The following is a 23,817-nucleotide window of genomic DNA, read 5'->3' on the forward strand; positions in this document are numbered from 1 at the left end:
TTGAGGGCGGGGAGGATGTCAACATTGCGGCTGGACTTCGAAGGAGCGCAGTTGGCCGACTACAGCCCAGCCGAGACCGGGATCATGATCGACTCGGTGACCACGGCGGACCGCGACGACGCGATCTGGATCGAATCCGACGGGGACGGCTTCGACGTCTGGGTCCACATCGCCCGCGTCGCCGACCACGTCACCACGGGCGGTCGCGCCGACACCGAGGCCCACCGCCGCGTCCACACCCGATACCGGCCCGAGCACACCCGGCACATGCTCCCCGCGCCCGTCGTCGAGGCCGCCTCCCTCGAACCCGACCGCGAGAACGACACCTTCGCCGTCCACCTTCGGCTCGACACCACCGGGCAGGTCGTCTCCGCCGACTTCGGACCCGGCCGCCTCACCCGCTCCTGGATCATGTCCCACGGCGAGGCCGCCGACGCCGCCGCGAACCCCGACCACCCGCTCCACGGCACCCTCGCGCTCGCGCTGCGCTTCGCTCAGACCATGCTCTCCGCCCGCCGGAACGCGGGCGCGCTCGCGTTCTACGACCTCCTCTCGGGCTTCGCCACCAACGAAGAGGGCCAACTCGTCCGGCTCGACAGCGCCGAACGAAACTCCGGCTACATCATCGTGCAGGAGTTCATGATCGCCGCCAACGCGCAGATCGCGGCGTGGGCCGTCCGCGAGGACCTCCCGATCCTCTTCCGCAACCACCGCCTCGCCGCCGTCGCCGGCGACCCGGCCGAGCTGCGCGACGAACTCGACTCGATCGCGGCCGCCGGCGACGGCACCGCCTTCGAGATGCTCCGCACCCGCATGCGCATGGTCGCCCGCGCCGCCACCTACGGCCCCACCGTCCACGGCCACCACGGACTCCAACTGCCCGCCTACACGCACGCGACCAGCCCCATCCGCCGCTACCCCGACCTCGTCACCCAGCGCATCATCCTCGCGGCCGCCCTCGGCCACCCGAGTCCTTACCCGATCGAGGAGCTGACCGCGGTCGCCGAGCACGTCAACGAACGCGTCGACGAGGAACGCCGCGCCAAGGCCGAGTACTTCAAGCAGAAGGCCCACGAGCAGACCGCGAGGCACGCCGAGGCCGCCGACTTCACCGCCCTGCCCTACAAGCAGTTCTCCCGCGTCCTGCAGTTCGCGGTCGAGCGGGGCGAGACCCCCGCCGGGCTCGCCGAGGACACCGCCCGCCGCCTCGACGCCCGCGAACTCCAACTGCGCGAGTTCGCCTCCGTCTACCTGTACGGCCGCGGCGAGTTCGAGCCGCTGCGCGAACGCATGAACCGGATGCTCGCCGACGAGCCCCAGCAGGCTCAGTCGATCGTGAACGTCTACCTCCAGGACCGCCTCGGCGGCCCGGTCAGCAACGAGACGAACGTGCTGTGGACCGTCGAGGACGCCCCCGGTTTCGAGGGGCCGCTCTTCTCCGCGCAGGTCGTCATCCGCTACGACGGCGAACGGGTCGACTCACCGAAGCGATTGCAGCGCAACAAGAAGGAAGCCAGGAACCAGGCCGCGCTGGCGCTCGTGGCCAAGCTGGCCGGCCTGCCGGACCTCTCCGCCGACGCCGCCGCGATGCCGCGCGTGGAGGGCCCGAAGAAGCTCCTCGTGGACGCCGCGGTCAATCCCGCCGAAGCCGTCCAGATCTACGCCGCCAGAGGCATGGTCAAACCGCTCACCTGGGACTTCGTGGTCGACGGTCCCTCACATGAGCGGATCTTCACGTGCCGTGCCGAAGGCTGGATGCCGAGCACGGGCGAACGCGTCACCGCCGAAGGCAAGGGCCCGACCAAGCAGGTCGCGAAGACCAATGCGGCCCTTGAACTGCGCGTCCACATCGAGGTCGCGCTCGCCCTCGGCGAGACGGGACGGCCCCCGGAGGCCTGACGGCGCGGGTCACGACCGCGCGCGGAGCGCGAAAAGCGTTTCGGCCGCTAGGGCACAATGGTGACGTGCATATTCTCGACGACCTCGCGTGGCGCGGCCTCCTCCAGGACTCGACCGGTATCGACGCTCTCCGTGAGCACCTCGACGCGGGCCCGACGACCTTCTATGTGGGCTTCGACCCGACCGCCGTCAGCCTGCACGTCGGCCACCTCATGCAGGTCGTCACCGCCCGCCGCCTCCAGCAGGCGGGGCTGAAGCCGCTGCTGCTCGTGGGCGGCGCGACCGGCCAGATCGGCGACCCGAAAGAAGCGGGGGAGCGCAGCATCAACCCGCCCGAGGTCGTCGCCGGCTGGGTCGAGAAGATCCGCGGCCAGCTCGCCCCGTTCGTCACCTACGACGGCGACAACGGCGCGATCCCGGTCAACAACCTCGACTGGACCAGCGAGATGGGCGTCGTGGAGTTCCTGCGCGACGTGGGCAAGCACTTCCCGATCTCGAAGATGCTCGCCCGCGAGGTCGTGAAGGCCCGGCTCGAGTCCGGCATCTCGTTCACCGAGTTCTCCTACCAGCTCCTGCAGTCGAACGACTTCTACGAACTGCACCGCCGCCACGGCTGCACCCTCCAGTTCGGCGGGTCCGACCAGTGGGGCAACATCACCGCCGGGGTCGACTTCGTGCGCCGCAAGGCGGCCGAGCACGTGCACGCCTTCGTGACCCCGCTGGTCACCAAGGCCGACGGCACGAAGTTCGGCAAGACCGAGGGCGGCGCGGTCTGGCTCGACCCCGAGCTGACCAGCCCTTACGCGTTCTACCAGTTCTGGTTCAACTCCGGCGACGCCGACGTGGTGCGCTACCTCAAGTACTTCTCGTTCAAGTCCCACGAGGAGATCGAGGAGCTGGAGCGGGCAACTGCCGAGAAGCCCGCCGCCCGCCTCGCGCAGAAGGCGCTCGCGGAGGAGCTGACCACGCTGCTGCACGGCGCCCAGGAGACCGCGCACGTCGTCGCCGCCTCGCAGGCCCTGTTCGGGCGCGGCGACCTCGCCGAGCTGCCCGAGTCGACGCTGCGCGCCGCGCTCGTGGAGGCCGGCCTCGCCGAGATCACCAAGCCCGGCGTGACCGTGGCCGAGGCGATGAAGGAGTCCGGCGTGGTCGCGAGCCTGGGCGAGGCCCGCCGCGCCGCGAAGGAGGGCGGGGCCTACCTGAACAACGACCGGGTGAGCGATCCTGAGGCCGTTATCGACCCCTCTGACCTGCTTCACGGACGGTACGGAGTGACCCGGCGCGGCAAGAAGACCGTCGCCGGGTTCGAGGTCGTCGGCTGAGGCCTACACTTGAACGGTTTTGTCGCGGTGAATAGAGGGGGAGAATCGAGTGGCTGAAGACGGCCGCGCCCGCAAGGGTGGAGATGACCGACGTGGTGGCTACGGCCGGCGCGAGGGCGGCGGCTACGGCGACCGTTCGGGCCGAGGCGGCTACAACCGCCAGGACGGCCGAGGGGACAGCCGAGGCGGCTACGGCCGCAACGAAAGCCGCGACGATCGCCCGCGGCGCAGCGAGGACCGGGACGACCGGCCCCGTCGTGACGGTGACGACCGTCCGCGCCGTTTCGAGGGCAACCGCGACGACCGTCCCCGCCGGGACGGCGACAACCGCGGCGGCGGTTTCAACCGCGATGACCGCGGTCCTCGCCGTGACGACGACCGCGGTGGCCGTGGTGGTTTCAACCGCGATGACCGGGGTCCTCGCCGCTTTGAGGGCAACCGTGACGAACGTCCCCGTCGCGATGGCGACAGCCGTGGTGGTGGCGGCTTTAACCGCGACAACCGCGGCGGTGGCTTCAACCGTGACAACCGCGGGGGTGGCGGTTTCAACCGCGACGACCGTGGACCCCGCCGTTTCGAAGGCAACCGCGACGACCGTCCCCGCCGTGACGGCGATGACCGTCCGCGCCGCTTCGAGGGCAACCGCGACGACCGTGGTCCCCGTCGCTTCGAAGGCAACCGCGACGACCGTCCGCGCCGTGACGGCGACAGCCGTGGTGGTGGCGGCTTTAACCGCGACAACCGCGGCGGTGGCTTCAACCGTGACAACCGCGGGGGTGGCGGTTTCAACCGCGACGACCGTGGACCCCGCCGTTTCGAAGGCAACCGCGACGACCGGCCGCGCCGCGATGGCGACAGCCGTGGCGGCTACAGCCGCGACGACCGTGGTCCGCGTCGTTTCGAGGGCAGCCGGGATGACCGTCCGCGCCGTGACGGCGACAGCCGTGGTGGCGGCGGTTTCAACCGCGACAACCGCGGCGGTGGCTTCAACCGCGATGACCGAGGCGGACGTGGCGGTTTCAACCGTGACGACCGCCCGCGCCGTGACGGCGACGACCGCGGCCCGCGTCGTTTCGAGGGCAGCCGGGACGACCGGCCGCGCCGCGAAGGTGATGACCGTCCGCGTCGTTTCGAAGGCAACCGCGAGGACCGCCCCCGCAGGGACGACGACCGTCCGCGTCGCTTCGAGAACCGTGATGATCGTCCGCGCCGCGAAGGTGACGACCGTCCCCGCCGTTTCGAAGGCAACCGCGACGACCGTGGACCGCGCCGTGACGACCGGAGCGGACCCCGCCGTGACGACCGAGGCGGCCCGCGCCGCGACGACCGCCCGCGCCGTACCGAAGACCGGGGCGATGACCGCTTCGGTCGGGACGGCAAGGAACGCCGCGGCAAGGACAACCTGCGTCCGCTCGAAGAGCGCGAGGCCGGGCACGAAGGCCCGATCCGCTTGGGCGAGTCCGACGAGGCCCCGAACCTCCCCGAGGGCATCGAGTACGGCTTCGACCAGCTCGACAAGGAGACCAAGGCCGGGCTGCGCAGCTTGAACAAGCAGCTCGCCGAGGCCGTCGGCAACCGGCTCATCGCCGCCGCCGCGCTTCTCGCCGAGGACGACGTCGAAGGCGCGCTCGAGCAGGCCCGCTACGCCCGCCGCAAGGCGTCCCGCGTGGCCGTGGTCCGCGAAGTCACCGGTGTGGCCGCGTACGGCGCCGAAGAGTGGCAGCTGGCCGTCAACGAGCTGCGCGCCGCGCAGCGCCTCGGCGGCACCCACGACCACGTGGCGCTCATCGCCGACTGCGAACGCGCCCTTGGGCACCCGGAGCGCGCTATCGACCTCTACCGCGAGTTCGGGAGCGACGAGAGCGTCGACCCCGAAGTGCGGGTCGAGCTGCTCATCGTCGCCTCCGGCGCACGCCGCGACATGGGCATGGGCGAAGCCGCCACCGCGATGCTCAAGGTCGGCGGGCTCAACTCGCCGAAGACCGAGCCGTGGGTCGCGCGTCTGCGCTTCGCGTACGCCGAAGGCCTCCTGGCCGACGGCCACGAGGACGAGGCCCGCGAGTGGCTCTCGAAGGCCGTTGCGGCCGACGAGACCGGCGAGACCGGTGCCGCTGAGCGCCTGCTCGAACTCGAAGGCATCGTCGTCGAGGAGTACGACGAGGACGACGAGTTCGAAGACGAGGACGAAGACGACCTCGATGACGACGAAGAAGACGACGACGACTTCGACGATGAAGACGACGAGGACTCGGACGACGACCGCGGCGCGGAAGCCGACTTCGACGGTGATGACGAAGACGACGACTACGACGATGAAGACGACGAGGACGACGACTTCGACGACGAAGAAGAAGACGAGGAGTCCGAGGCCGACGTCAAGGGCGACGTGAAGGCCGGGACGACGCCTGCGCCGCCTTCGACCACACCGTTCGCGACCCCGGCGCCTTCCAACGCCGAGTCGACCCCCGACGCTGAGGACTCCGATGACTCGATTGAAAGGCGCCCCTGAGGCACTCGCCGGCGCTTACGACCTGGCGCTGCTCGACCTCGACGGCGTCGTCTACCTGTTGAGCCAGCCGATCCCGGAAGCGGCCGCGACCATCGCGGCCCTTCCGGGGCTGGACTGCGCGCCGGTGTTCGTCACGAACAACGCCTCGCGCAGCCCTGAGACCGTCGCCAACGCCTTGCGGGGCATGGACATCCCGGCCGACGCGGCCGAGGTCCTGACCTCCGCGCAGGTGGTCGCGGCGGAGCTGCGCGAGCGGCTCCCCGCGGGGGCGCCGGTGTTGATCTGCGGTTCCGACGCGCTGCGAGCCACCGTCGAGGCCGCAGGGCTGACGCTCACGACCGATCCGGCAGTGGCGCAGGGCATCGGGTACGGCATGACGCCGACGACCACCTGGCGCGACCTGGCCGACCTGACCATCGCGGCCCGCCAGGGCGCGATCTGGGTCGCCACGAACCTCGACGCCACACTGCCCACTCCGGACGGTCCGCTCCCGGGCACTGGGGCACTGGCTGAGGCCATCCGCATCGCGCTCGGCCGCGGGCCGGACGTGGTGGCAGGCAAGCCCGGCGAAGCGATCTACCGGGAAGCATTGGCGCGCAAGCCCGGAGGCCGCGGACTCATGGTCGGCGACCGTCCCGACTCCGACATCGAGGGCGCCAACCGGGCCGGCATCGACTCGCTGCTGGTGTTCACCGGCGTCGTCTCGCCGCGCCAGGCGCTGGCGCTCCCGCCGGAGCAGCGGCCGACGTACCTCGGCTGGAGCCTTGCGGCCCTTACCGAGACGCACCCCGAGCCGGACTGGAACGAGGCGGTGGACCGCATCGAATGCGGCGGTTGGACCGCTGCGTTGGACGGCAAGGAGATCCGCCTCAGTGGCCAGGGCGCCGAGCTCGACGCCTGGCGGGCCCTGTGCGAGTTGAGTTGGGCCGCAGCCGATATGGCCGGATACGACCCGACGGTGCCGCCGATCCCGGTCGGCGAGGCCGCCGAGAAGCTCCTGTCGGCCTGAGCAGGACAAGCGAGAAGCCCGGACTGCCGCAGTCCGGGCTTCGTTTTCTTTGAGGCACTGCGCTTTCGGGCGACAGTGCCTCGGGGTCCAGCGGGCTTGCCGGTCTTAGTCGACCTTCAGGGCCTTGCGCAGCTTGGCGAGGTCCTTCACGGAGGCCTTGACCTTGATCCGGCCGCGCAGGAACGCCTTGGCGGGCTTGATTTCCTTCTTGGCAATGCGGATCAGGGCTTCGGAGTCGAGCGAGATCCGGACCTCGGCGTCGGGGGCGTCGCCGTCGAGCAGGTCGGTCAGCTTGCCGCCGGCCAGCTTGGCGCTGAAGACCTGGTTCAGGTCGGTGATTTCCACGGCCAGCGTGCGCTCGAAGTCGTCCTCGAGTTGCAGCTCGTCCGACTTCTTGGAGACCTTGCCCGCCATCTTCTCCAGAACATTGCGGCATTCGTCAACAGTGGCCATACGGTCCTCCCGGAATAGTTTTGAGCTCGAAGCGCTCGACTGCCGAGAGATTACAACGTGCCCCGAATGCCCTTGCGTCCGACCGGGACGGATTTGGCCATGTGGAACTCGAAGGGCGCGAACTCGGCCTCACGGCCCGAGCTCGCGCACCCTACGTCACAAAGAGAACACAAGCGCCCCAATGCGAATCGGCCCCGTGAGCGGCGGAACTAAAGCACGCCACGGAGTTTCATGAGGTCCATCATGTTGGCCTTCAACTTGACCTGGCCCCCGGTGAAGGCCTTCATGAAGTCGAGCTCCCCGGCGACGAGCTTCAGCAGGTTGTCCGAGGAGACGACCATGCGGATCTCGGCGTCCGGGTTGTCGCCGTCGACGATGTCGACCAGCTTGCCCCCGTCGAACTTCCCGTTGAAGGACACGCTGAGGTCGGTGATGTCGGCGGCGAGACTGCGCTGGAAGCCCTGGAGCTTGCGCACCGACTTCGGGTTCGAGGCGAGGTTGTCAGCGAACTGCTCGAGCGCGGTCCGGCATTCGTCGATGGTGGCCATGGGGCCCTCCTGTTCGATCGGCGCGGGCGCGGCAGTGCGCCCGGTCAGAATGTTACCGGCCGGTACGGCCGTGCGGGCATGGCCGTGGACCGGTAGCTTGGCAGTACCGTTGAGGCCAGAGTCAGACTACGGCTCGCACGCACCGCGCAGTGGGACACGCGTCCCGCGGACACGGCCGACCCTGGAGGGAGTGGGACCACCATGACGGACTCCGCCCGCGCCTACTTCGACACGATCCTCGGCATGGCCGGCGACCCCGCCCGCCGCGCCCGCGACTTCGCCGGCAAGGTCCGCGAGGACCTCCGCTCCGGCTCCGAGAACCTCAAGACCGGCGCCGAGCAGGCCCGCGAGCACGGCTCCCGCACCGTCGCGGACATCGGCCGGCTCCTCCGCGCCGAAATGGACGCGGGCCTCACCCGCCTCGGCGTCGCCACCCAGGCCGACCTCGACGACCTCAACCTCCGCCTCGAGCACTCCGAAGAGCAGATCCGGGACCTCCGCATCCGCCTCGCCGAAGCCGAGGCCCGCGCGACCGCGGCATCGGCGTCCGCGAAGCACGCGGATCCGACCGACGCCCCCGAACCCTCCGCCCCCGCCGCGACTCAAGCGCCCAGCGACGAGGAAGAGGACGCATGACCGACATGCCCAACCCGGGGGCCCTGGCCGGCCGCCTGAAGCCCTCGAGCGACACCGAGGACGTCGAAATGGAAGTCGAGGAGGCCCTGGGCCGCCTCGAAGCCCTGCCGGACCTCCCCATCACCGAGCACGTCCAGGTCTTCGAAGGCGTCCAGCAGCGCCTCTCGGAGATCCTCAGCAACGTCGACGACGCCTGACCTAGAAAGCACTGATCCCGCGCCATGCCGACGCGCTACCGACTCGACGCCGAACTCGTGCGCCGCAAGATCGCCCGCTCCCGCGAACACGCCCGCGAACTCATCGCGGCCGGCCGCATCCACCTGCGCGGCATCCCCGCCACCAAGGCCGCCACGAGCGTCACCGGCGACGACTCCATTCGCCTCGTCGGCGACGTCGACGACTACGTCTCCCGCGGCGCCCACAAGCTCATCGGCGCCCTCGACGCCTTCGACGTCGACCCCAAAGGCCTCCGCGTCCTCGACGCCGGCGCCTCCACCGGCGGCTTCACCGACGTCCTCGTGCGCCGCGGCGCGGCCGAGGTCCTCGCCGTCGACGTCGGCTACGGCCAGCTCGCCTGGAAGCTCCAGACCGACGAACGCGTCGTCGTCCACGACCGCACCAACGTCCGCCACCTCACCCCCGAGCTGCTCGGCGGCCAGGTGGACCTCACCGTGGGCGACCTCTCCTTCATCTCCCTCGAACTCGTCCTGCCCGCGCTGGCCGCCTGCACCAAGTCCACTGGCGTGATGCTGCCGATGGTCAAGCCCCAGTTCGAGGTCGGCAAGGGCCAGGTCGGCCCCGGGGGAGTGGTCGCGGACCCGAAGCAGCGCGCCGACGCGGTCTGGAACGTCATCGAAAAGGCCGGACAGCTCGGCTGGACCACCACTGCGGTGGCCGCCAGCCCGCTGCCCGGCCCGAAGGGGAACGTGGAGTTCTTCTGCCGCATGGTCACCGAAGGCGACCCGATCGACCGCGCCGGCGTCGACACGGCCTGCGGCGTCCCCGCTTAAGCGAAGTCGGCGGCGAGGATCGCCTCCAGGTTCCGCTCCGCCAGCGCCGTGATGGTCACCAGGGGGTTCACCCCGATCGATCCGGGGATGAGCGAGGAGTCGGTGACGTAGAGCCGGTCGTAGCCGTTGAGGCGCCCGTACGCGTCGGTGGCCTCGCCGATCACGCACCCGCCCAACGGGTGGTAGCAGAAGTCGTCCGCGAAGGCCCGGTGGTCGCCGAACAGGTCGTAGCGGTACGAGGTGCCGTGCTGCTTGTTGATGCGGTCGAACATCGACTTGGCGGCGGCGACGCTCGGCTGGGATTGCTCGGCGCTCCAGTTGAGCCTGGCCGAGTCGGTGGCGGCGTCGTAGGTGAAGTGGCCGCGCTCGGGGTTGTCGGTGATCGCGAGGTAGAGGCTGATCCAGGTCTCGATGCCGGCGGGGAGCGGCGCGAGTTCGGCGAAGACCCTGGCCTCGGGGTTGTCCCAGTCGTCGATGCCCATCACGGGGATCGTGGACTGCTTGAGCCCGGTCGGGTTCCAGATGTGGTTTGCCCGGGCGGTCATGACGTTGCCGTTGGGGCCCCAGCCGGAGCCGATCGCCTCGTCGAGGTCGGGGAGGGCGCCGGTGTCGCGGGCGCGCAGGAGCAGTTCCGTGGTGCCGAGGCTGCCGGCGCCGAGGAACAGGTGGCGGCAGGTGAAGCGCTTGGTCTCGATGAGCTCGTTCGCGTCGTCGCGGTGCTCGACGGTGAGCGCGTAGTTCCCGTCGGCGTCCCGTTCGATGGCGCGGACCTGGTGGCGGGAGGCGATGGTGACGTTGCCCGTGGCGAGTGCGGAGGCCAGGTAGGTCTTGTCGAGGCTCATCTTGCCGTGGTTGTTGCCGTAGATGACCTCGCCGCCGAGGGCCGACTTGGTCGCGGTTCCGGCCGCTTCGCGCTCCATGTAGTCGAAGTCGTAGACGTCGGGGACGAAGGTGGTCTTGAGCCCGGCGGCCTCGGCCTGGGCGGCGGCCACGCGGCTGAAGCGGTAGTACTCGGTGGAGGCGTAGAACTCGGGGTCGATGGTGTTGACGTGGAGTTCGGCCTGTGCGAGCGGGAAATACCGGTCGTACATGGCTGCGGCGTCGATGCCGGGGAGGACTTCCTCGAAGTAGTCGCGGCGGGGGACGACGGCCATGCCGCCGTTGACGAGCGAGCCGCCGCCGACGCCGCGTCCGACGTAGACGGACATGTCGTCGTAGTTGACCCGGTCGAGCACGCCCGGGTAGGGGTCGATGTTCCGGTTGACGACGTCGAGCCACAGCAGGGTGGACAGGGGCGCTTCGGTGCGGTTCTTGAACCACATGCTGCGCTCGTCGGGGGCGGTGATGGTGCAGAAGACGTTGCCGTCCTCGCCCGGTTCGTTCCAGAGGCGGCCCATCTCCAGGACGGTGGTCTCGATGCCGGCCTCGCCGAGGCGCAGGGCGGAGACGGCGGCGCCGTAGCCGGAGCCGATGACGATGGCCGGGACGTGTGCGCCGTTCGCGGCGGCGGCGCGGGGGCCGACGGTGGCGAGCCCGGCGGTGGCGGCGGCGGTGAGCGCCGAGTAGCCGAGCATTCGTCTGCGGGTTGCCATGGGGTCTCCAATGGTTTCGGGTGGTGTTGGGGACACATTGTGCCGCAAGGAATCACACCTGCCGAAGCGTCAAAGCGGGTTGCCGCCCAAGGAAAGTCGGCTCGCAGGCCTTTCGTCCGAACCACTTCGTGCAAGCGTTGTCCTCGGTATGCTCTCCGGTACTGCGGGTGATCCCGCCTGGAGTACAGTTCGAGGCCCTGTAGCCGTCAGTGAAGGAGCGCGAGTGGGGTCGCAGCAGAAGCCGGACCGCGTCCTGGTCGTGACGCATCCGCTCCGCGAGGACGTCGCCGAGCTCGCCGAGAAACTGGCCGCCGCCCTGCGGTCGGCGGGTGTGGCGGTGAAGATCTGCTCCGGTGCGACCCGGTCGCTCGGTCGCCCCGACGCCCTCCTGGTCGGCGACGAGGTCACCGGCGACACCGCCGACCTCGTGCTCGCCCTCGGCGGCGACGGCACCGTGCTCCGCTCCGCGAAGATCGCCGCCGCGGCCGATGTGCCGCTGCTCGGCGTCAACTTCGGCAAGGTCGGCTTCCTCGCCGAGGCCGAGACCGGCGAACTCGAGACCGTGGTCCAGCGCCTGCTCGACGGCGAGTACACGGTCGAGGAGCGCACGGCGCTGACCGTGGAGGCCACCGGCAACGACGGCGAGGAGCAGCTCGCCTGGGCCTTCAACGACATCGCCGTGGAGAAGGCCGAGCCGGCGCGGATGCTGGAGCTGTTCATCGAGATCGACGGCACCCGGATCTCCCGCTACGGCTCTGACGGGGTCGTGGTCGCCTCGCCGACCGGTTCGACCGCGCACGCCATGTCGGCGGGCGGCCCGGTGGTCTGGCCCGATGTGGACGCTCTCGTGGTCGTCCCCATGAACGCGCACGCCCTGTTCGCCAAGCCGATGGTGGTGCATTCCTCTTCGGTGATCCGCATCGGCGTCGAGTCGATCGGGACCGAGGGCGCTTTGATCGCCGACGGCAAGGAGCTCACGCGGCTCACGTCCGGTTCGACGGTGACGATCCGCCGCTCCGATCGCCCGGTGCGCCTGGTGCGCATGTCGGGTCACCCCTTCGCACAGCGACTGGTGTCGAAACTCTCTCTGCCCGTTGACGGTTGGCGTCACGGCCGAATCTAGTTCGCACCACGCGCCGATTGTCGGACGGACCGGCTAGGCTTCGAAGCGTGTTGGAGGAGCTTCGCATCCAGAATCTGGGCGTGATCGCTGACGCCACCTTGCCGCTTGATTCGGGTCTGACCTGTATCACCGGTGAGACCGGGGCCGGGAAGACCATGGTCGTCGCCGGTCTCGGGTTGCTGTTCGGCGGTCGTGCCTCCCGTGCCCCCCTAGGCACGGAGAAAACCCTTGTGGAGGGTCGCTTCGCCGTGGGCGAAGGTGCGCTCGAGCTGCGCGAACGCGCGATCGAGGCCGGTGCCGACCTTGAGGACGGCGAGCTGCTGCTGGCCCGCTCGGTCTCTTCGGAAGGCCGTTCGAAGGCCTGGGTCGGCGGGCGTTCCGCGCCAGTCGGCGTCCTGTCCGAACTCGGCGAGCTCGCCATCTCGGTGCACGGCCAGTCCGACCAGATGCGCCTGCTGCAACCCGCCGAGCAGCGGGCCGCGCTCGACCGCTTCGCCGGTGCCGACCACGGCAAGCTCCTCGACGCCTACCGAGCCGCCTACGGCCAGCTCGGTACGTGCGCCGCCGAGCTCGCCCGCCTGCGCACCAGCGCCCGCGAGATGGCCCGCGAGGCGGACATGCTCCGTCTGGGCCTCGACGAGATCACCGCCGTCGACCCGCAGGACGGGGAGGACGCCGAGCTCGCCGAAGAGGCCCGCCGCCTGGAGAACGCCGAGGCCCTGCGCCTGGCCGCCGCCACCGCGCACGGCGCGATCTCCGGCGACCCGGCCACCGGGGAAGGCGGCGCTACCGACACCGTCGGCGCCGCCGCGCGCGCCCTCGAGCACGACGCCCACGCCGATCCCAAGCTCGCCGAGTTCGCCGAGCGCCTCGCCGAGGCAGGGGCGCTGCTCGCCGAAGCCGCCGTGGACCTCTCCGCCTACCTCGACGACCTCACGGCGGACCCGCGGCGCCTGGAGGAGATCTACCAGCGTCAGGCGGCCCTGAAGACCTTGTACCGCAAGTACGCCGAGGACCTCCCCGGCGTGCTGGCCTGGGCCGAGAACGCGACCAAGCGCCTCGGGGAGCTCGACGTCTCGGATGAGCGCGTCGCCGAGCTCGAGACGCAGCACGCGGAGCTCACCGCGCGGGCCGCCGAGCTCGCCACCCAGCTGCGCGCCTCGCGCCGCGCCGCCGCCGAGCGGTTCTCCACCTCGGTCTCGGCCGAGCTCAAGGGCCTCGCGATGCCGCACGCCGCGGTCACGGCCGCGGTCGAGCCGCGCCCTGCCGGTCGCGGCGGTGTCGACTTGGCCGTGGAGACGGCCGTCTCCGGTGCCACTGAGGACGGCGCCGACGAGGTCGAACTGCTCCTGCGCCCGCACCCGGGTTCGCTGCCCGCCGCCCTCCACAAGGGCGCTTCGGGCGGAGAGCTCTCCCGCGTCATGCTCGCCATCGAAGTGGTCTTCGCCGAGATCGGCGGCCCGCCGGTGCTGGTGTTCGACGAGGTCGACGCCGGGGTCGGCGGTGGCGCCGCGATCGAGATCGGCCGCTGCCTCGCCAAGCTCGCCCGCCGCCACCAAGTGCTCGTCGTCACCCACCTGCCGCAGGTCGCCGCGTTCGCGGACCGCCACCTCGTGGTCTCGAAGGACACCTCCGGGGCCGTCACGGTCTCCGGCGTCCGGGTCGTCGACGACGCGGAGCGGGCACGTGAGCTTGCTCGCATGCTCGCCGGCATGCCCGACTCCCACCTGGGCGTGGCCCACGCCGAGGAACTCCTTGCCGAGGCTGCGAAGATGAAGTCCTAGCGACAACTCACCCGTACGGTGCGAAGCGGCGCGCCGTCGCCTCGACCCGTGCGATCGGATGGCATGATGATGCACGATGCGTGTACCTAGCTTGCGTTTGCCCGGGCGGAACCCGGAGGGCGATCCCTCCGATGAACGGCTGGTCGGCACCGCCCGCCTCGACCGCCGCACGAAACGGCTGTGCGGTCGGCTCGAACCCGGCGACATCGCGATAATCGACCACGTCGACCTCGACCGGGTCGCCGCCGACACCTTGGTCGGCACCGGCGTGCCCGTGGTCGTGAACGCCTCGAAGTCGATCTCCGGCCGCTACCCGAACCTCGGCCCCGAAGTGCTCGTCAAAGCCGGGATCGTCCTCATCGACGGCGTCGGCGACGAGATCTTCGACCTCGTCCGGGAGGGCAAGCCCGTCTCTGTCGACCTCGAAGCGGGGCAGATCTTCTCGGGCGGCGACCTGATCGCCGAAGGCGCCGTCCAGACGACCGAGTCCGTGACTGCCGACATGGAGGCCGCCAAAGAGGGGCTCTCGATCCAGCTGGAGGCCTTCGCGGCCAACACGATGGAGTACCTCAAGCGCGAGCGGGACCTCCTGCTCGACGGCGTGGGCGTGCCCGACGTGAAGACCTCCTTCAACGGCCGCCACGCGCTCATCGTCATCCGCGGCTACAACTACAAAGAGGACATCGACGTCCTGCGCCCGTACATCCGCGAGTTCAAGCCCGTGCTCGTGGGCGTCGACGGCGGCGCGGACGCGCTCCTGGAGGCCGGCTACACGCCCGACATGATCGTCGGCGACATGGACTCGGTCTCCGACGACGCCCTGCGCTGCGGCGCCGAGATCGTCGTCCACGCCTACGCCGACGGGCGCGCCCCCGGCATGGAGCGCATGGACAAGCTCGGGGTCCCCGCGATCCCGTTCCCGGCGGCCGCGACCTCCGAGGACATCGCCATGCTCATGGCCGACGAGAAGGGCGCCGAGCTTATCTGCGCCGTCGGCACCCACGTCACCATGGTCGAGTTCCTCGACAAGGGACGCGGCGGCATGGCCTCCACCTTCCTCACCCGACTGCGCGTCGGCGGCAAGCTCGTCGACGCCAAGGGCGTCTCACGCCTCTACCGCCAGGACATGTCGATCTCCGCACTGCTCCTGCTCATCGTCTCCGGACTCGCCGCCATGGCCACCGCCGTCGCCATCTCCACCGTCGGGCGCTCCTTCGTCGACGTCGTCGCCGACTGGTGGGACGGACTGCTCTTCCAAATCCAAAGGCTGTTCTCGTGATCAACTTCCGCTACCACCTGGTGAGCCTCACCGCGGTGTTCCTCGCCCTCACCGTGGGCCTCATCCTGGGCACCGCCGCGCTCAACGGGCCCGCCATCGTGGCCTTCGAGAACACCATTCAGAGCCTGCGCGACGGCAACGAGCAGCTGCGCGACGAGAACCGGGAACTGGACAACCAGCTCGGCGAAGACCAGGCCTTCGCCGCCGAGATCGCCCCGGCCTACCTGTCCGAGCAGCTCACGGGCCGCAGCATCCTCGTCGTCGCCCTCCCCGGCGTCGACACGGAGGTCGTCGACAGCGCGGTCGAGATGCTCGGCTACTCCGGGGCCACGGTCACCGGCCGCCTCTCGGTCCTCGACGACTACTTCGACCCGGCCAACACCGACGCCCTCGGCGACCTCGCCGAGACCACCACCCCGCAGACCGTCGAAACCCCCGTCACCTACGACGGCGTGACCGCCATGAGCTACGTGCTCGCGGCTGTGACCACCGGCGAGGCCGCCGGCGCGGCCGTGACCATCGCACCGGGCGACATCACCACCGTCACCGCCGGCCTCTCCGCGATGTCGATGCTCACCGTCGAGACCCCGCCGACCGGCGTCGCCGACGGCGTCCTCGTCCTCGCCGGGTCCGGTTTCACGGACTCCGACGCCGAGGACCGCAACGCCGGGATGGTCGACTTCGCCAACGCCTTCGCCGCCGACGACCCCACCGTCTACGCCGCCACGACCTCGACCGGCGACAGCAACCCGATCCTGACGCTGCGCACCGAGAACGCCGAGACGATCGCCACCGTCGACAACGTCTCCCTCCCGCAGGGCCAGATCGCCGCGGTCGCCGCGCTCGCCGATTTCGTCAACAACGCCACCGTCGACCATCTCGGGATCGGGGAGGGCGCTTCAGGCCTGCTTCCCGACGCGGCCTAGTATCGCGCCCATGAGCCAGCTAACGCGCACGGTCGGGCGGGCGTTCATCGGAGGCCTCGCCGCGGGCGGCACCATCGCCGCGATCAGCGCCGTACGGCGCTCCAAGTGGGCGGCCGATCTGGAACGCGTCAACCACAAGGGCGACACCGTGTCCCTGGCCGAAGGCCCGGGGATCACCATCGGCGCCACCGCCGGGGCGATAGTCGGAGCGAACTCGCCGGCCTACGCCGCCGCGGCGGCCACCGCCGGACTCACCGCCGGAGCGGTCGGACTCTACGACGACATCGCCGACGCCAAGGGCGAGAAGGCCAAGGGCTTCAAAGGCCACGTCGGCGCGCTCCTCAAGGGCCGCATGAGCGCCGGCCTCATCAAAGTCCTCGGCATTTCGACCGCCGGGATCGCCTCCGCCGCCCTCATCGACCTGCAGAACGGCGAACTCACCGACGAACGCCGCCCCTTGATTCGGCGCCTTTGGAACGTGGGCGTCGGCGGCGGCGTCATCGCCGGTGCCGCCAACGTCATCAACCTGTTCGACCTGCGGCCCGGCCGCGCCCTCAAGGTCGTCACCCTCGCCTCCGCGCCGCTCTCGCGCCCGGCGGGCCCGAAGTCCCGCCGCCGCACCGCTGCGGGCGGCGCCAACACCGCGCTCGCGGTCTCCGCGGCCGCGGGGGCCGCGATGGCCGAAGACCTGGACGGCAAGACCATGCTCGGCGACGGCGGCGCGAACGCCCTCGGCGCACTCCTCGGCCTGGCCTTCATCGCCCGGACCGGCATGATCGGCCGCCACGTCGCCCTCGCGGGCGTCGCCGCGCTCATCGCCACCTCCGAAAAAGTGAGCTTCACGAAAGTGATCGCCGAGACGCCCGTGCTGCGGGAGTTGGACGAGCTGGGTCGGACGAAGTCTTGACCGAGACCCGACGCGAAGTCGGTCGTGCCGCCTCGGTCATCGGTGCGATCACCGTCGCCTCCCGCCTGGCCGGATTCGGCCGCACGATGGTGTTCACCTGGGCCATCGGTCTAGGGACGCTCGGTACCGCCTATCAGACCGCCAACAGCATCCCCAACATCATCTTCGAGCTCGTCGCCGGAGGCGCGCTCGCCGCACTCGTGATCCCGCTCCTGGCCGCGCCGCTCGCGAGGAACGACCCCAAGCAGGTCAGCCACATCTCCTCCGCGCTCATGACCTGGGCGCTGACCATCCTCATCCCCGCCGGGCTCATCGTCGCATTCTTCGCGCGCCCGATCATCGTCCTGCTCATGCCGGACAACGCAGTCGATGACCCGGCCGCCAGGGAAGCGACGATCGACGCCGCCACAGAGATGCTCGTCCTCTTCGCCCCGCAGATCCCGCTCTACGGCGTCGCAGTCGTCCTCACCGGCATCCTCCAATCACACCGCCGTTTCGCCTGGCCCGCCCTCGCACCGCTCCTCTCCAGCGTCGTGATGGCCGGGGTCTACGTCGTCTACGGCGTCATCTCCGGGCGCCAGGCCGATGTCGAGAACCTGGGCCAGAACGGCATCGTGTTCCTCGCCCTCGGCACCACCTGCGGCGTGGCAGTCCTCGCCGGGTGCCTCATCTTCCCGCTGCGCGGCCTCGGTCTGCGCCTGCGGCCCGCGTGGCGGCTCGACACCCACGTCGCCTCCGGCCTCAAGTCCCTCGCCATCGCCGGAGCCATCACCGTCGGCGCCCAGCAGCTCTGCCAGGCCCTGCTGCTGCGGCTCGCCAACGACGCCGGGACCGGACCGGCCGCGATCTTCACCGTCTCGCAGACCTTTTTCCTCCTGCCGTGGGCCGTGCTCGCCGTCCCGCTCGCCACCGCCGCCTATCCCGTTCTCGCCGAAGCATTCTCACTCGGCGAGCACGAGCGCTACCAGCGCCGGTTGTCCCAGACCGGCCGAGCCATCCTGCTCCTCTCCGGCCTCGGCGTCGCCGCGCTCGCGGGCCTCGCCGAACCCATCGGCACCGTCCTCGCCTCCGTCTCGGCCGACAGCGGACTGAGTACCCAGCCGCAGCTCCAGGCGACGCTCACCGGCCTCGCCTTCGGCCTGTTCGGCTACTCGGTCTTCGCGATCTACTCGAGGGGCCTGTACGCCATCGGCCGCAACAAGTACGCCGCCGGTGCAACTTCGATCGGCTGGGCCGCAGGCGCAGTCGCCGCGATCGTCCTCTCCGAGGCCATGCCCGTCGAGGACCGCACGCTCGCGCTTGCCATCTCCTGGTCCGCGGGCATGACCGTGATCGGCCTCGCCCTCACCGCCGCCATCGCCCGCCACACCGGCGCGGCCAGCCTCAGGGGCATCCCGCGCGCCGCGCTCGCGACGATCGTGTCCGCGATCGGTGCGGTCCTCGCCGCCCGCGAAATCATCGCCCTCTGGGGCCACGCCGACTCGTTCTACTCGGCCCTCTTCCAGGGCATAGTCGTCGGCGCCGCGACCGGTGTCATCTACCTTGGACTCGCCGCGCTCATCGGCGGTTCCGGTGTCGTGCGCCCGGTCCTGCGACGCGCTGGCATAATCCGAGCGTCTGAAATACCGGACGAACCCGCATCCGACGAGCACGCACCCGACGAACCCACTGGAGCAGACAAGTGAGCCATCGCCGAATCGCCTTGGTGCTCGGCCCCTCGACCGGCGGCATCGGGACGCACGTCGCCTCCGTGGCCGCGGGCCTCGTCGAGCGCGGCGACGCCGTCCTGGTCGTCGGCCCGCCCGAGACCGAGGAGCGCTTCGGCTTCCGCGCCAAGGGCGCCCGATTCCTGCCCGCGCCCATCACCGCCAAGCCCTCGCCCGAACTCCCGCTCGCCTGGTGGGCGGCCCGCAATGCCCTGCGCGGCATCACCGGACGCGGCGTCGACCTCGTCCACGCCCACGGCCTCACCGCCGGGCTCACCGCGCTCGCCGCCCGCCCCACCGGCGCGGCCCTCGTCACCACCTGGCACAACCAGCTCATCACCACCGGGATCAAGCGGCGCGTCTCCGACCAGATCGAGAAGCGCCTCGCCCGCGGCGTCGACGTCGCCCTCGCGGCCTCCTCCGACCTCCACGAGCACCTCATCGAACTCGGCGCGCGCGACGCCCGCCTCGCGCCCGTCGCCGCCCCGCCGCGGACCGCCGTGAGCGACCCCGAGTCGATCCGCGCCGAACTCGGCATCGGCGACCGCCCGCTACTGCTCACCGTCGGCCGCCTCCACCCGCAGAAGGACTACGACACCCTCATCGCCGCCGCGAAACGCTGGACCGACCTCGCCGCCCAGCCCGTGGTCGCCGTAGCCGGAGACGGCCCCGAACGGATGCGGCTGCAAGGACTCATCGACGCCACCGGTGCCGACGTGCGCCTCCTCGGCCACCGCACCGACGTGGCCGACCTCCTCGCCGCCGCCGACCTCGCCGTCATCACCAGCCAGTGGGAGGCCCGCCAGCTCTTCGCGCAAGAGGTGCTGCAGGCCGGCGTGCCGCTCGTGACCACCCGCACCGGCGGCATCCCCGAACTCGTGGGCGACGCCGCCGTCTACTTCGAAGTGGGCGACGTCGACACTCTCGACCAGACCGTGCGCGACCTCCTCGACGACCCCGCCCGCCTCGCCGCCTACGCGGAGAAGGGCCTCGCCCGCGCGGCCACCTGGCCCGACGAGGCCCAGATGCTCGACGCCCTCGACGCGCTCTATCTGGAATTGACGGGAAGATAGCGCCGCCGTGTCGCGAAAATTCGATGCCGGGCGCCTCACCCGCAAAGCCCGCAAGGCGATCAGCCGCGGCATCACCGAGAACCTGGGCCCCATCGCGGCCTGGTTCGGCGTCGCCGTCCTCGCCGGTGCGGCCGCCTTCCAGCTCTTGCCCGACGACGCGGAAGAGGCCCTGCCCGAGACGGTCGGCTCCGTCGTCCTCCTCGGCGTCGGCGGCCTCTCCTGGACCGACATCGACGCCGACACGACCCCGAACCTCGCCGCGCTGGCGGAGAACGGCTCGCTCGCCGAGCTGAACACCGACTCGGGCCGCAACTTCACCTGCACCCTCGACGGCTGGCTCACCCTCTCGGCGGGCGCGCCCGCCGTCAGCGACCCCTACGGCCAGTCCTCCGACTGCGGCCTGGTCACCTCCGACCAGATCACGGTCTCCGGATCCACCGCGACGGTGGGGGACATGACCGACCTCGTGACCCTCAACCGCGAACTCGACCAGGGCACCGAACTCGGGATGCTCGCCGCCGGGACCAGCTGCGCGACCGCGATCGGCTCCGGTGCGGCGTACGCGACCGCGAACTCGGTCGGGCGCGTGGCCGACTACGTGCCGGCCATGCCGACCGGCGACGACCTGACCGATGCGCTCGCCGAGTGCCCGCTCTCGGTGGTGGACGGCGGCGTGCTGCCGACCGAGCCCCAGTCGCGCGCCGCCGCACTCGAAAGCCTCGACGCCACCGTGGGTGAGCTCCAGGCGGCCCGCGGGGAGGACTCGGCGTTCATCATCACCGGCGTCAGCCAAGTGGCCGATCCGAACCGGCTCCTCGCCACGATCGCGAACTTCGGCACCGGGAACGGCCACAACCTCCTCGACCTGGCCGCCGAACGCCCCGGCTACCTCAGGCTCACCGACCTGACGGCGACCGTCCTGACCCTCCTGGACTCTCCGCTCCCCGAAACCGTGACCGGCACCGCGGCCGGGGCCACCGAGGACCTGCTGACCTATGAGGACCGACAGGCGGTCTTCGACGACACCGACACCCGGCTCATGGCCGCCGACGTCGCCGCCCCGGCGACGCAGTGGCTCCAGGTGCTCCTGTTCCTCGCCTTGACCTTCGTGGCCTGGCCGCTGCTGCACCTCCTGCGCCGCGCCGGGCAGCCCGGCGTCAAACCCCCGCCGCTGTGGCTCATGCGGCTGAACATCGTCACGGCCCTCGTGTGCGCCCTCTTCGTGGCCGCCGGGATCCTCGCGGACTTCTTCGGCTGGTGGTCCGCCGAGCGCCCCGGCCTCATCGGACCGCTCACCGCCCTCGGCATCGCGATCGTGTGCGCCTTCATCGCGATCGGACTGCCCGGCCGCCACGGGCCCTCGAGCCTCATGGTCTCGGTGTCCGCCTTCGGCATCCTCGTGACCGTCCTCGCGATGCTCCTCCACACCGAGGACCCGCTGGGGACCCTCCTGGGCGACTACACGGTGGCCGACTCCGCCTCGAACGCGCTCGGGCCGGTCGCCACCGGCATGTTCATCGCCTCGCTGTGGCTGCTCGCCGCGGCCGTGGCCTGGCGCCTCCCGCGCCGCTTCCAGTCCCCGGCCATGGCCGGGATCGGCTGCGTCGGCGTCCTCATCGTCTCGGTCGGGTTCCTCGGCGACTCCGTCCCGGCGGCCGTCGCCATCATCGTCGGCACCTGCCTCGCGGCCGCGCTCGCGACCGGCGGCTGGGTCACCTTCCCCCGCTTCGTGTGGTCGGGCCTGGCCGGTGTCGCGGTGCTGTTCGGCCTCTCGTGGATCGACTACCAGCGGCCCGCGGCCGAACGCGGCGTGCTCGGCTCCTTCCTCGGCGACATCCTGGGAGACACCAACGGCGTCATCGCCTCCGGCGTCGGCTCGAACATCGTGGCGGTCTTCACCTCGCCGCTGAGCGTGCTCACCGTCATGGCCGGCGCCTACTGCTGGCTCATCCTCCTGCGTCCCGGCGGCGGTCTGCGCCGCGCCTTCGGCCTGTACCCGCCGCTGCGCGCCGCGTTCTCGGCCGCGGTCGCCGGGTCCGCCATCGCGGGCCTCCTCCTCGGCAAGGGCCTCATGAGCCTCGGCTCGGCCCTCGCGGTCATGGTTCCCTTGGCGGTCATCATGAGTCACCGCGTCTTGGCCCGCGCGCACGTCAAGGACGGCCAGTACTCGGACATGATCGTCGACGCACCCTCGTGGGTCGATGAGGAAAACAGCGGCGAAAGTGTTAGTGTGGAATCCCGTGGATGATGCGATCCACCGGCTGCTTTCTTGAGCGGCTCGTTCGCCACGAACATCACGGGAGTCCGCCTTGGCCAGCGCCGCTAATGGTCAGATCCGTTCCACGAAGCACCTCTTCGTCACCGGTGGAGTCACCTCCGCTCTCGGCAAGGGCATGACCGCCGCCAGTCTCGGCAATCTGCTGACCGCGCGCGGCCTGTACGTGGTGATGCAGAAGATCGACCCGTACCTCAACGTCGACCCCGGCACGATGAACCCGTACGAGCACGGCGAGGTCTTCGTCACCGACGACGGCGGCGAGACCGACCTCGACATCGGCAACTACGAGCGGTTCCTCGACCGCAACCTGTCGAAGCACGCCAACGTGACCACCGGCCAGGTGTACTCCGACGTCATCGCCAAGGAGCGCCGCGGCGACTACCTCGGCGCCACCGTGCAGGTCATCCCGCACATCACCAACGAGATCAAGTCCCGCCTCGCGGCCATGGCCGACCCGGACCCCGAGACCGGGCGCGTCCCCGACGTCGTGATCACCGAGGTCGGCGGCACCGTCGGCGACATCGAGTCGCTGCCGTTCCTCGAGGCGATCCGCCAGTACCGGCACGACATCGGCCGCGACAACTGCTTCTTCCTCCACGTCTCGCTGGTGCCGTACCTGGCCGCGTCCTCGGAGATGAAGACCAAGCCGACCCAGCACTCGGTGGCGCAGCTGCGCAGCATCGGCATCCAGCCCGACGCGATCGTCTGCCGCTCCGACCGGCCGCTGCCGGACGGGCTCAAGCAGAAGATCGCCGGGTTCTGCGACGTGGACGACGCCGCCGTGGTCTCGGCCCCCGACTCGAAGTCGATCTACGAGATCCCCAAGACCCTCCACTCGGAGGGCCTTGACGCGTATGTGGTCCGCAAGCTCGACCTGCCGTTCCGCGACGTCGACTGGACCGCGTGGGACGACCTGCTCGACCGGGTCCACAACCCGAGCGCCACGGTCGAGGTCGCGATCGTCGGCAAGTACGTCGAACTGCCGGACGCCTACAAGTCCGTGGTCGAGGCGCTGAGCGCGGCCGGCTTCGCCAACCGCGCGAAGGTCAAGGTCCGCTGGGTGGTCTCCGACGAGTGCGCCTCCACCGAGAGCACCGCGAAGGCCCTCGCCGGGGTCGACGCCGTGGTGATCCCCGGCGGGTTCGGCGACCGGGGCGTGCCCGGCAAGATCCAGGCGCTCACGTGGTCGCGCACCCGCCTCGTCCCGACCCTGGGCCTGTGCCTCGGCATGCAGTGCATGGCGATCGAGGGCCTGCGCGAGGTCGCCGGGCTCGTCGGCGCCGACTCCGAGGAGTTCAACCGCGAGGCCGAGCACCTGGTCATCTCCACGATGGCCGACCAGACCGACATCGTCGCCGGGCGCGGAGACATGGGCGGCACGATGCGCCTGGGCACCTACCCGGCGCAGCTCGCCGAGGGCTCCATCGCCGCCGAGGTCTACGGCGCGACCGAGGTCAACGAGCGCCACCGCCACCGCTACGAGGTCAACAACGCCTACCGCGACCAGCTGCAGAAGTCCGGCTTCGTGATCTCGGGCCTCTCGCCCGACGGGCGCCTCGTTGAGTTCATCGAGCTCGACCGCGAGGTGCACCCGTACTTCGTGGCGACCCAGGCCCACCCGGAGCTGAAGTCCCGTCCGACCCGCCCGCACCCGCTCTTCGCGGGCCTGGTCGAGGCGGCCCTCAAGCGCCAGGCCGCCGACCGCCTCGACATCGAAGCGGCGTAACCGAACACGAGAAGGGCGGGGCTCGCTCGAGCCCCGC

At 70.5% G+C, this 23,817-nt stretch carries 20 protein-coding genes; 16 read left to right on the forward strand and 4 right to left on the reverse strand.

Features of this window, described 5'->3' with window-relative positions:
• Positions 1-51: 51 nt before the first annotated feature.
• Complete coding sequence (locus tag ACFO8M_RS24220) at positions 52-1,899, forward strand: RNB domain-containing ribonuclease (RefSeq protein ID WP_387980328.1); 1,848 nt, start codon at positions 52-54, stop codon at positions 1,897-1,899.
• Between the two features lie 65 nt (positions 1,900-1,964).
• Entirely contained in the window at positions 1,965-3,221 is a 1,257-nt protein-coding gene (gene tyrS, locus ACFO8M_RS24225; protein ID WP_387980330.1) for a tyrosine--tRNA ligase, read from the forward strand.
• Here tyrS and ACFO8M_RS24230 read toward each other — a convergent pair.
• A complete protein-coding gene (locus ACFO8M_RS24230; RefSeq protein WP_387980331.1) occupies positions 3,133-4,656 on the reverse strand; it encodes a hypothetical protein in 1,524 nt (507 codons plus the stop codon). The two genes, tyrS and ACFO8M_RS24230, sit on opposite strands and share 89 nt — an antisense overlap.
• A gap of 15 nt (positions 4,657-4,671) precedes the next feature.
• Between ACFO8M_RS24230 and ACFO8M_RS24235 the strand changes: the two genes are divergently transcribed.
• Together ACFO8M_RS24235 and ACFO8M_RS24240 are read left to right on the forward strand one after the other, a co-directional pair.
• Positions 4,672-5,730, forward strand: coding sequence for a hypothetical protein (locus ACFO8M_RS24235; protein WP_387980333.1), 1,059 nt, complete (start codon positions 4,672-4,674; stop codon positions 5,728-5,730).
• Positions 5,705-6,739 (forward strand): HAD-IIA family hydrolase, encoded by a 1,035-nt coding sequence (locus ACFO8M_RS24240; RefSeq protein WP_387980334.1) that lies wholly within the window; start codon positions 5,705-5,707, stop codon positions 6,737-6,739. The genes ACFO8M_RS24235 and ACFO8M_RS24240 overlap by 26 nt, the downstream gene beginning before the upstream one ends.
• Positions 6,740-6,844: 105 nt before the next feature.
• Here ACFO8M_RS24240 and ACFO8M_RS24245 read toward each other — a convergent pair whose 3' ends face one another.
• Positions 6,845-7,192 carry an SCP2 sterol-binding domain-containing protein gene (locus ACFO8M_RS24245; protein WP_387980335.1) on the reverse strand — a complete coding sequence of 116 codons (348 nt, stop codon included), beginning with the start codon at positions 7,190-7,192 and terminating at the stop codon, positions 6,845-6,847.
• A 209-nt stretch (positions 7,193-7,401) separates the two neighbouring features.
• Positions 7,402-7,740: an SCP2 sterol-binding domain-containing protein gene (locus ACFO8M_RS24250; RefSeq protein ID WP_387980337.1), complete on the reverse strand. Its 339-nt coding sequence runs from the start codon at positions 7,738-7,740 to the stop codon at positions 7,402-7,404.
• Positions 7,741-7,941: 201 nt separating this feature from the next.
• On the opposite strand from ACFO8M_RS24250, the gene ACFO8M_RS24255 reads away from it, so the two are divergent.
• From ACFO8M_RS24255 to ACFO8M_RS24265, 3 genes are read left to right on the forward strand one after another with little or no spacing between them, the layout of a single operon-like run.
• Complete coding sequence (locus tag ACFO8M_RS24255) at positions 7,942-8,376, forward strand: hypothetical protein (RefSeq protein ID WP_387980338.1); 435 nt, start codon at positions 7,942-7,944, stop codon at positions 8,374-8,376.
• Positions 8,373-8,573 (forward strand): hypothetical protein, encoded by a 201-nt coding sequence (locus ACFO8M_RS24260; RefSeq protein WP_387980339.1) that lies wholly within the window; start codon positions 8,373-8,375, stop codon positions 8,571-8,573. Before ACFO8M_RS24255 ends, ACFO8M_RS24260 begins: the two co-directional genes overlap by 4 nt.
• A 24-nt stretch (positions 8,574-8,597) precedes the next feature.
• The gene (locus ACFO8M_RS24265; protein ID WP_387980341.1) at positions 8,598-9,386 is read left to right on the forward strand and encodes a TlyA family RNA methyltransferase; all 789 of its coding nucleotides are present in this window, start codon (positions 8,598-8,600) and stop codon (positions 9,384-9,386) included.
• On the opposite strand, the gene ACFO8M_RS24270 is transcribed toward ACFO8M_RS24265, so the two are convergent.
• Entirely contained in the window at positions 9,383-10,978 is a 1,596-nt protein-coding gene (locus ACFO8M_RS24270; RefSeq protein WP_387980342.1) for a GMC oxidoreductase, read from the reverse strand. The genes ACFO8M_RS24265 and ACFO8M_RS24270 overlap by 4 nt on opposite strands.
• A 223-nt stretch (positions 10,979-11,201) precedes the next feature.
• Between ACFO8M_RS24270 and ACFO8M_RS24275 the strand changes: the two genes are divergently transcribed.
• From ACFO8M_RS24275 to ACFO8M_RS24315, 9 genes are all read left to right on the forward strand, one after another.
• Positions 11,202-12,101, forward strand: coding sequence for an NAD kinase (locus ACFO8M_RS24275; RefSeq protein ID WP_387980344.1), 900 nt, complete (start codon positions 11,202-11,204; stop codon positions 12,099-12,101).
• Between the two features lie 47 nt (positions 12,102-12,148).
• Complete coding sequence (gene recN, locus ACFO8M_RS24280; protein WP_387980345.1) at positions 12,149-13,885, forward strand: DNA repair protein RecN; 1,737 nt, start codon at positions 12,149-12,151, stop codon at positions 13,883-13,885.
• A gap of 76 nt (positions 13,886-13,961) precedes the next feature.
• On the forward strand, positions 13,962-15,164 hold the full coding sequence (gene steA, locus ACFO8M_RS24285) for a putative cytokinetic ring protein SteA (RefSeq protein WP_387980346.1): 1,203 nt from the start codon (positions 13,962-13,964) through the stop codon (positions 15,162-15,164).
• Entirely contained in the window at positions 15,161-16,090 is a 930-nt protein-coding gene (locus ACFO8M_RS24290) for a copper transporter (protein ID WP_387980348.1), read from the forward strand. Before steA ends, ACFO8M_RS24290 begins: the two co-directional genes overlap by 4 nt.
• Before the next feature lie 10 nt (positions 16,091-16,100).
• Positions 16,101-16,997 (forward strand): hypothetical protein, encoded by an 897-nt coding sequence (locus ACFO8M_RS24295; protein ID WP_387980350.1) that lies wholly within the window; start codon positions 16,101-16,103, stop codon positions 16,995-16,997.
• Positions 16,994-18,682 (forward strand): murein biosynthesis integral membrane protein MurJ, encoded by a 1,689-nt coding sequence (murJ, locus tag ACFO8M_RS24300; RefSeq protein WP_387980352.1) that lies wholly within the window; start codon positions 16,994-16,996, stop codon positions 18,680-18,682. The genes ACFO8M_RS24295 and murJ overlap by 4 nt, the downstream gene beginning before the upstream one ends.
• Positions 18,679-19,776, forward strand: a complete 1,098-nt coding sequence (locus tag ACFO8M_RS24305) for a glycosyltransferase family 4 protein (RefSeq protein ID WP_387980354.1) — start codon at positions 18,679-18,681, stop codon at positions 19,774-19,776. The genes murJ and ACFO8M_RS24305 overlap by 4 nt, the downstream gene beginning before the upstream one ends.
• Before the next feature lie 7 nt (positions 19,777-19,783).
• Entirely contained in the window at positions 19,784-22,024 is a 2,241-nt protein-coding gene (locus tag ACFO8M_RS24310) for a hypothetical protein (RefSeq protein ID WP_387980356.1), read from the forward strand.
• A 61-nt stretch (positions 22,025-22,085) separates the two neighbouring features.
• Complete coding sequence (locus ACFO8M_RS24315) at positions 22,086-23,780, forward strand: CTP synthase (RefSeq protein ID WP_387980357.1); 1,695 nt, start codon at positions 22,086-22,088, stop codon at positions 23,778-23,780.
• Positions 23,781-23,817 lie beyond the last annotated feature (37 nt).

It is taken from the genome of Glycomyces rhizosphaerae, assembly GCF_042647865.1.
Classification (GTDB): Bacteria; Actinomycetota; Actinomycetes; order Mycobacteriales; family Micromonosporaceae; genus Glycomyces; species Glycomyces rhizosphaerae.

Bases quoted from the DNA above. Each gene is read 5' to 3' on its own strand.
- ACFO8M_RS24295 (WP_387980350.1), top strand. From the start codon at position 16,101: ATGAGCCAGCTAACGCGCACGGTCGGGCGGGCGTTCATCGGAGGCCTC.
- ACFO8M_RS24240 (WP_387980334.1), top strand. From the start codon at position 5,705: ATGACTCGATTGAAAGGCGCCCCTGAGGCACTCGCCGGCGCTTACGAC.
- ACFO8M_RS24270 (WP_387980342.1), bottom strand. From the start codon at position 10,978: ATGGCAACCCGCAGACGAATGCTCGGCTACTCGGCGCTCACCGCCGCC.
- ACFO8M_RS24255 (WP_387980338.1), top strand. From the start codon at position 7,942: ATGACGGACTCCGCCCGCGCCTACTTCGACACGATCCTCGGCATGGCC.
- steA (WP_387980346.1), top strand. From the start codon at position 13,962: ATGCGTGTACCTAGCTTGCGTTTGCCCGGGCGGAACCCGGAGGGCGAT.
- ACFO8M_RS24260 (WP_387980339.1), top strand. From the start codon at position 8,373: ATGACCGACATGCCCAACCCGGGGGCCCTGGCCGGCCGCCTGAAGCCC.
- ACFO8M_RS24245 (WP_387980335.1), bottom strand. From the start codon at position 7,192: ATGGCCACTGTTGACGAATGCCGCAATGTTCTGGAGAAGATGGCGGGC.
- ACFO8M_RS24265 (WP_387980341.1), top strand. From the start codon at position 8,598: ATGCCGACGCGCTACCGACTCGACGCCGAACTCGTGCGCCGCAAGATC.
- ACFO8M_RS24250 (WP_387980337.1), bottom strand. From the start codon at position 7,740: ATGGCCACCATCGACGAATGCCGGACCGCGCTCGAGCAGTTCGCTGAC.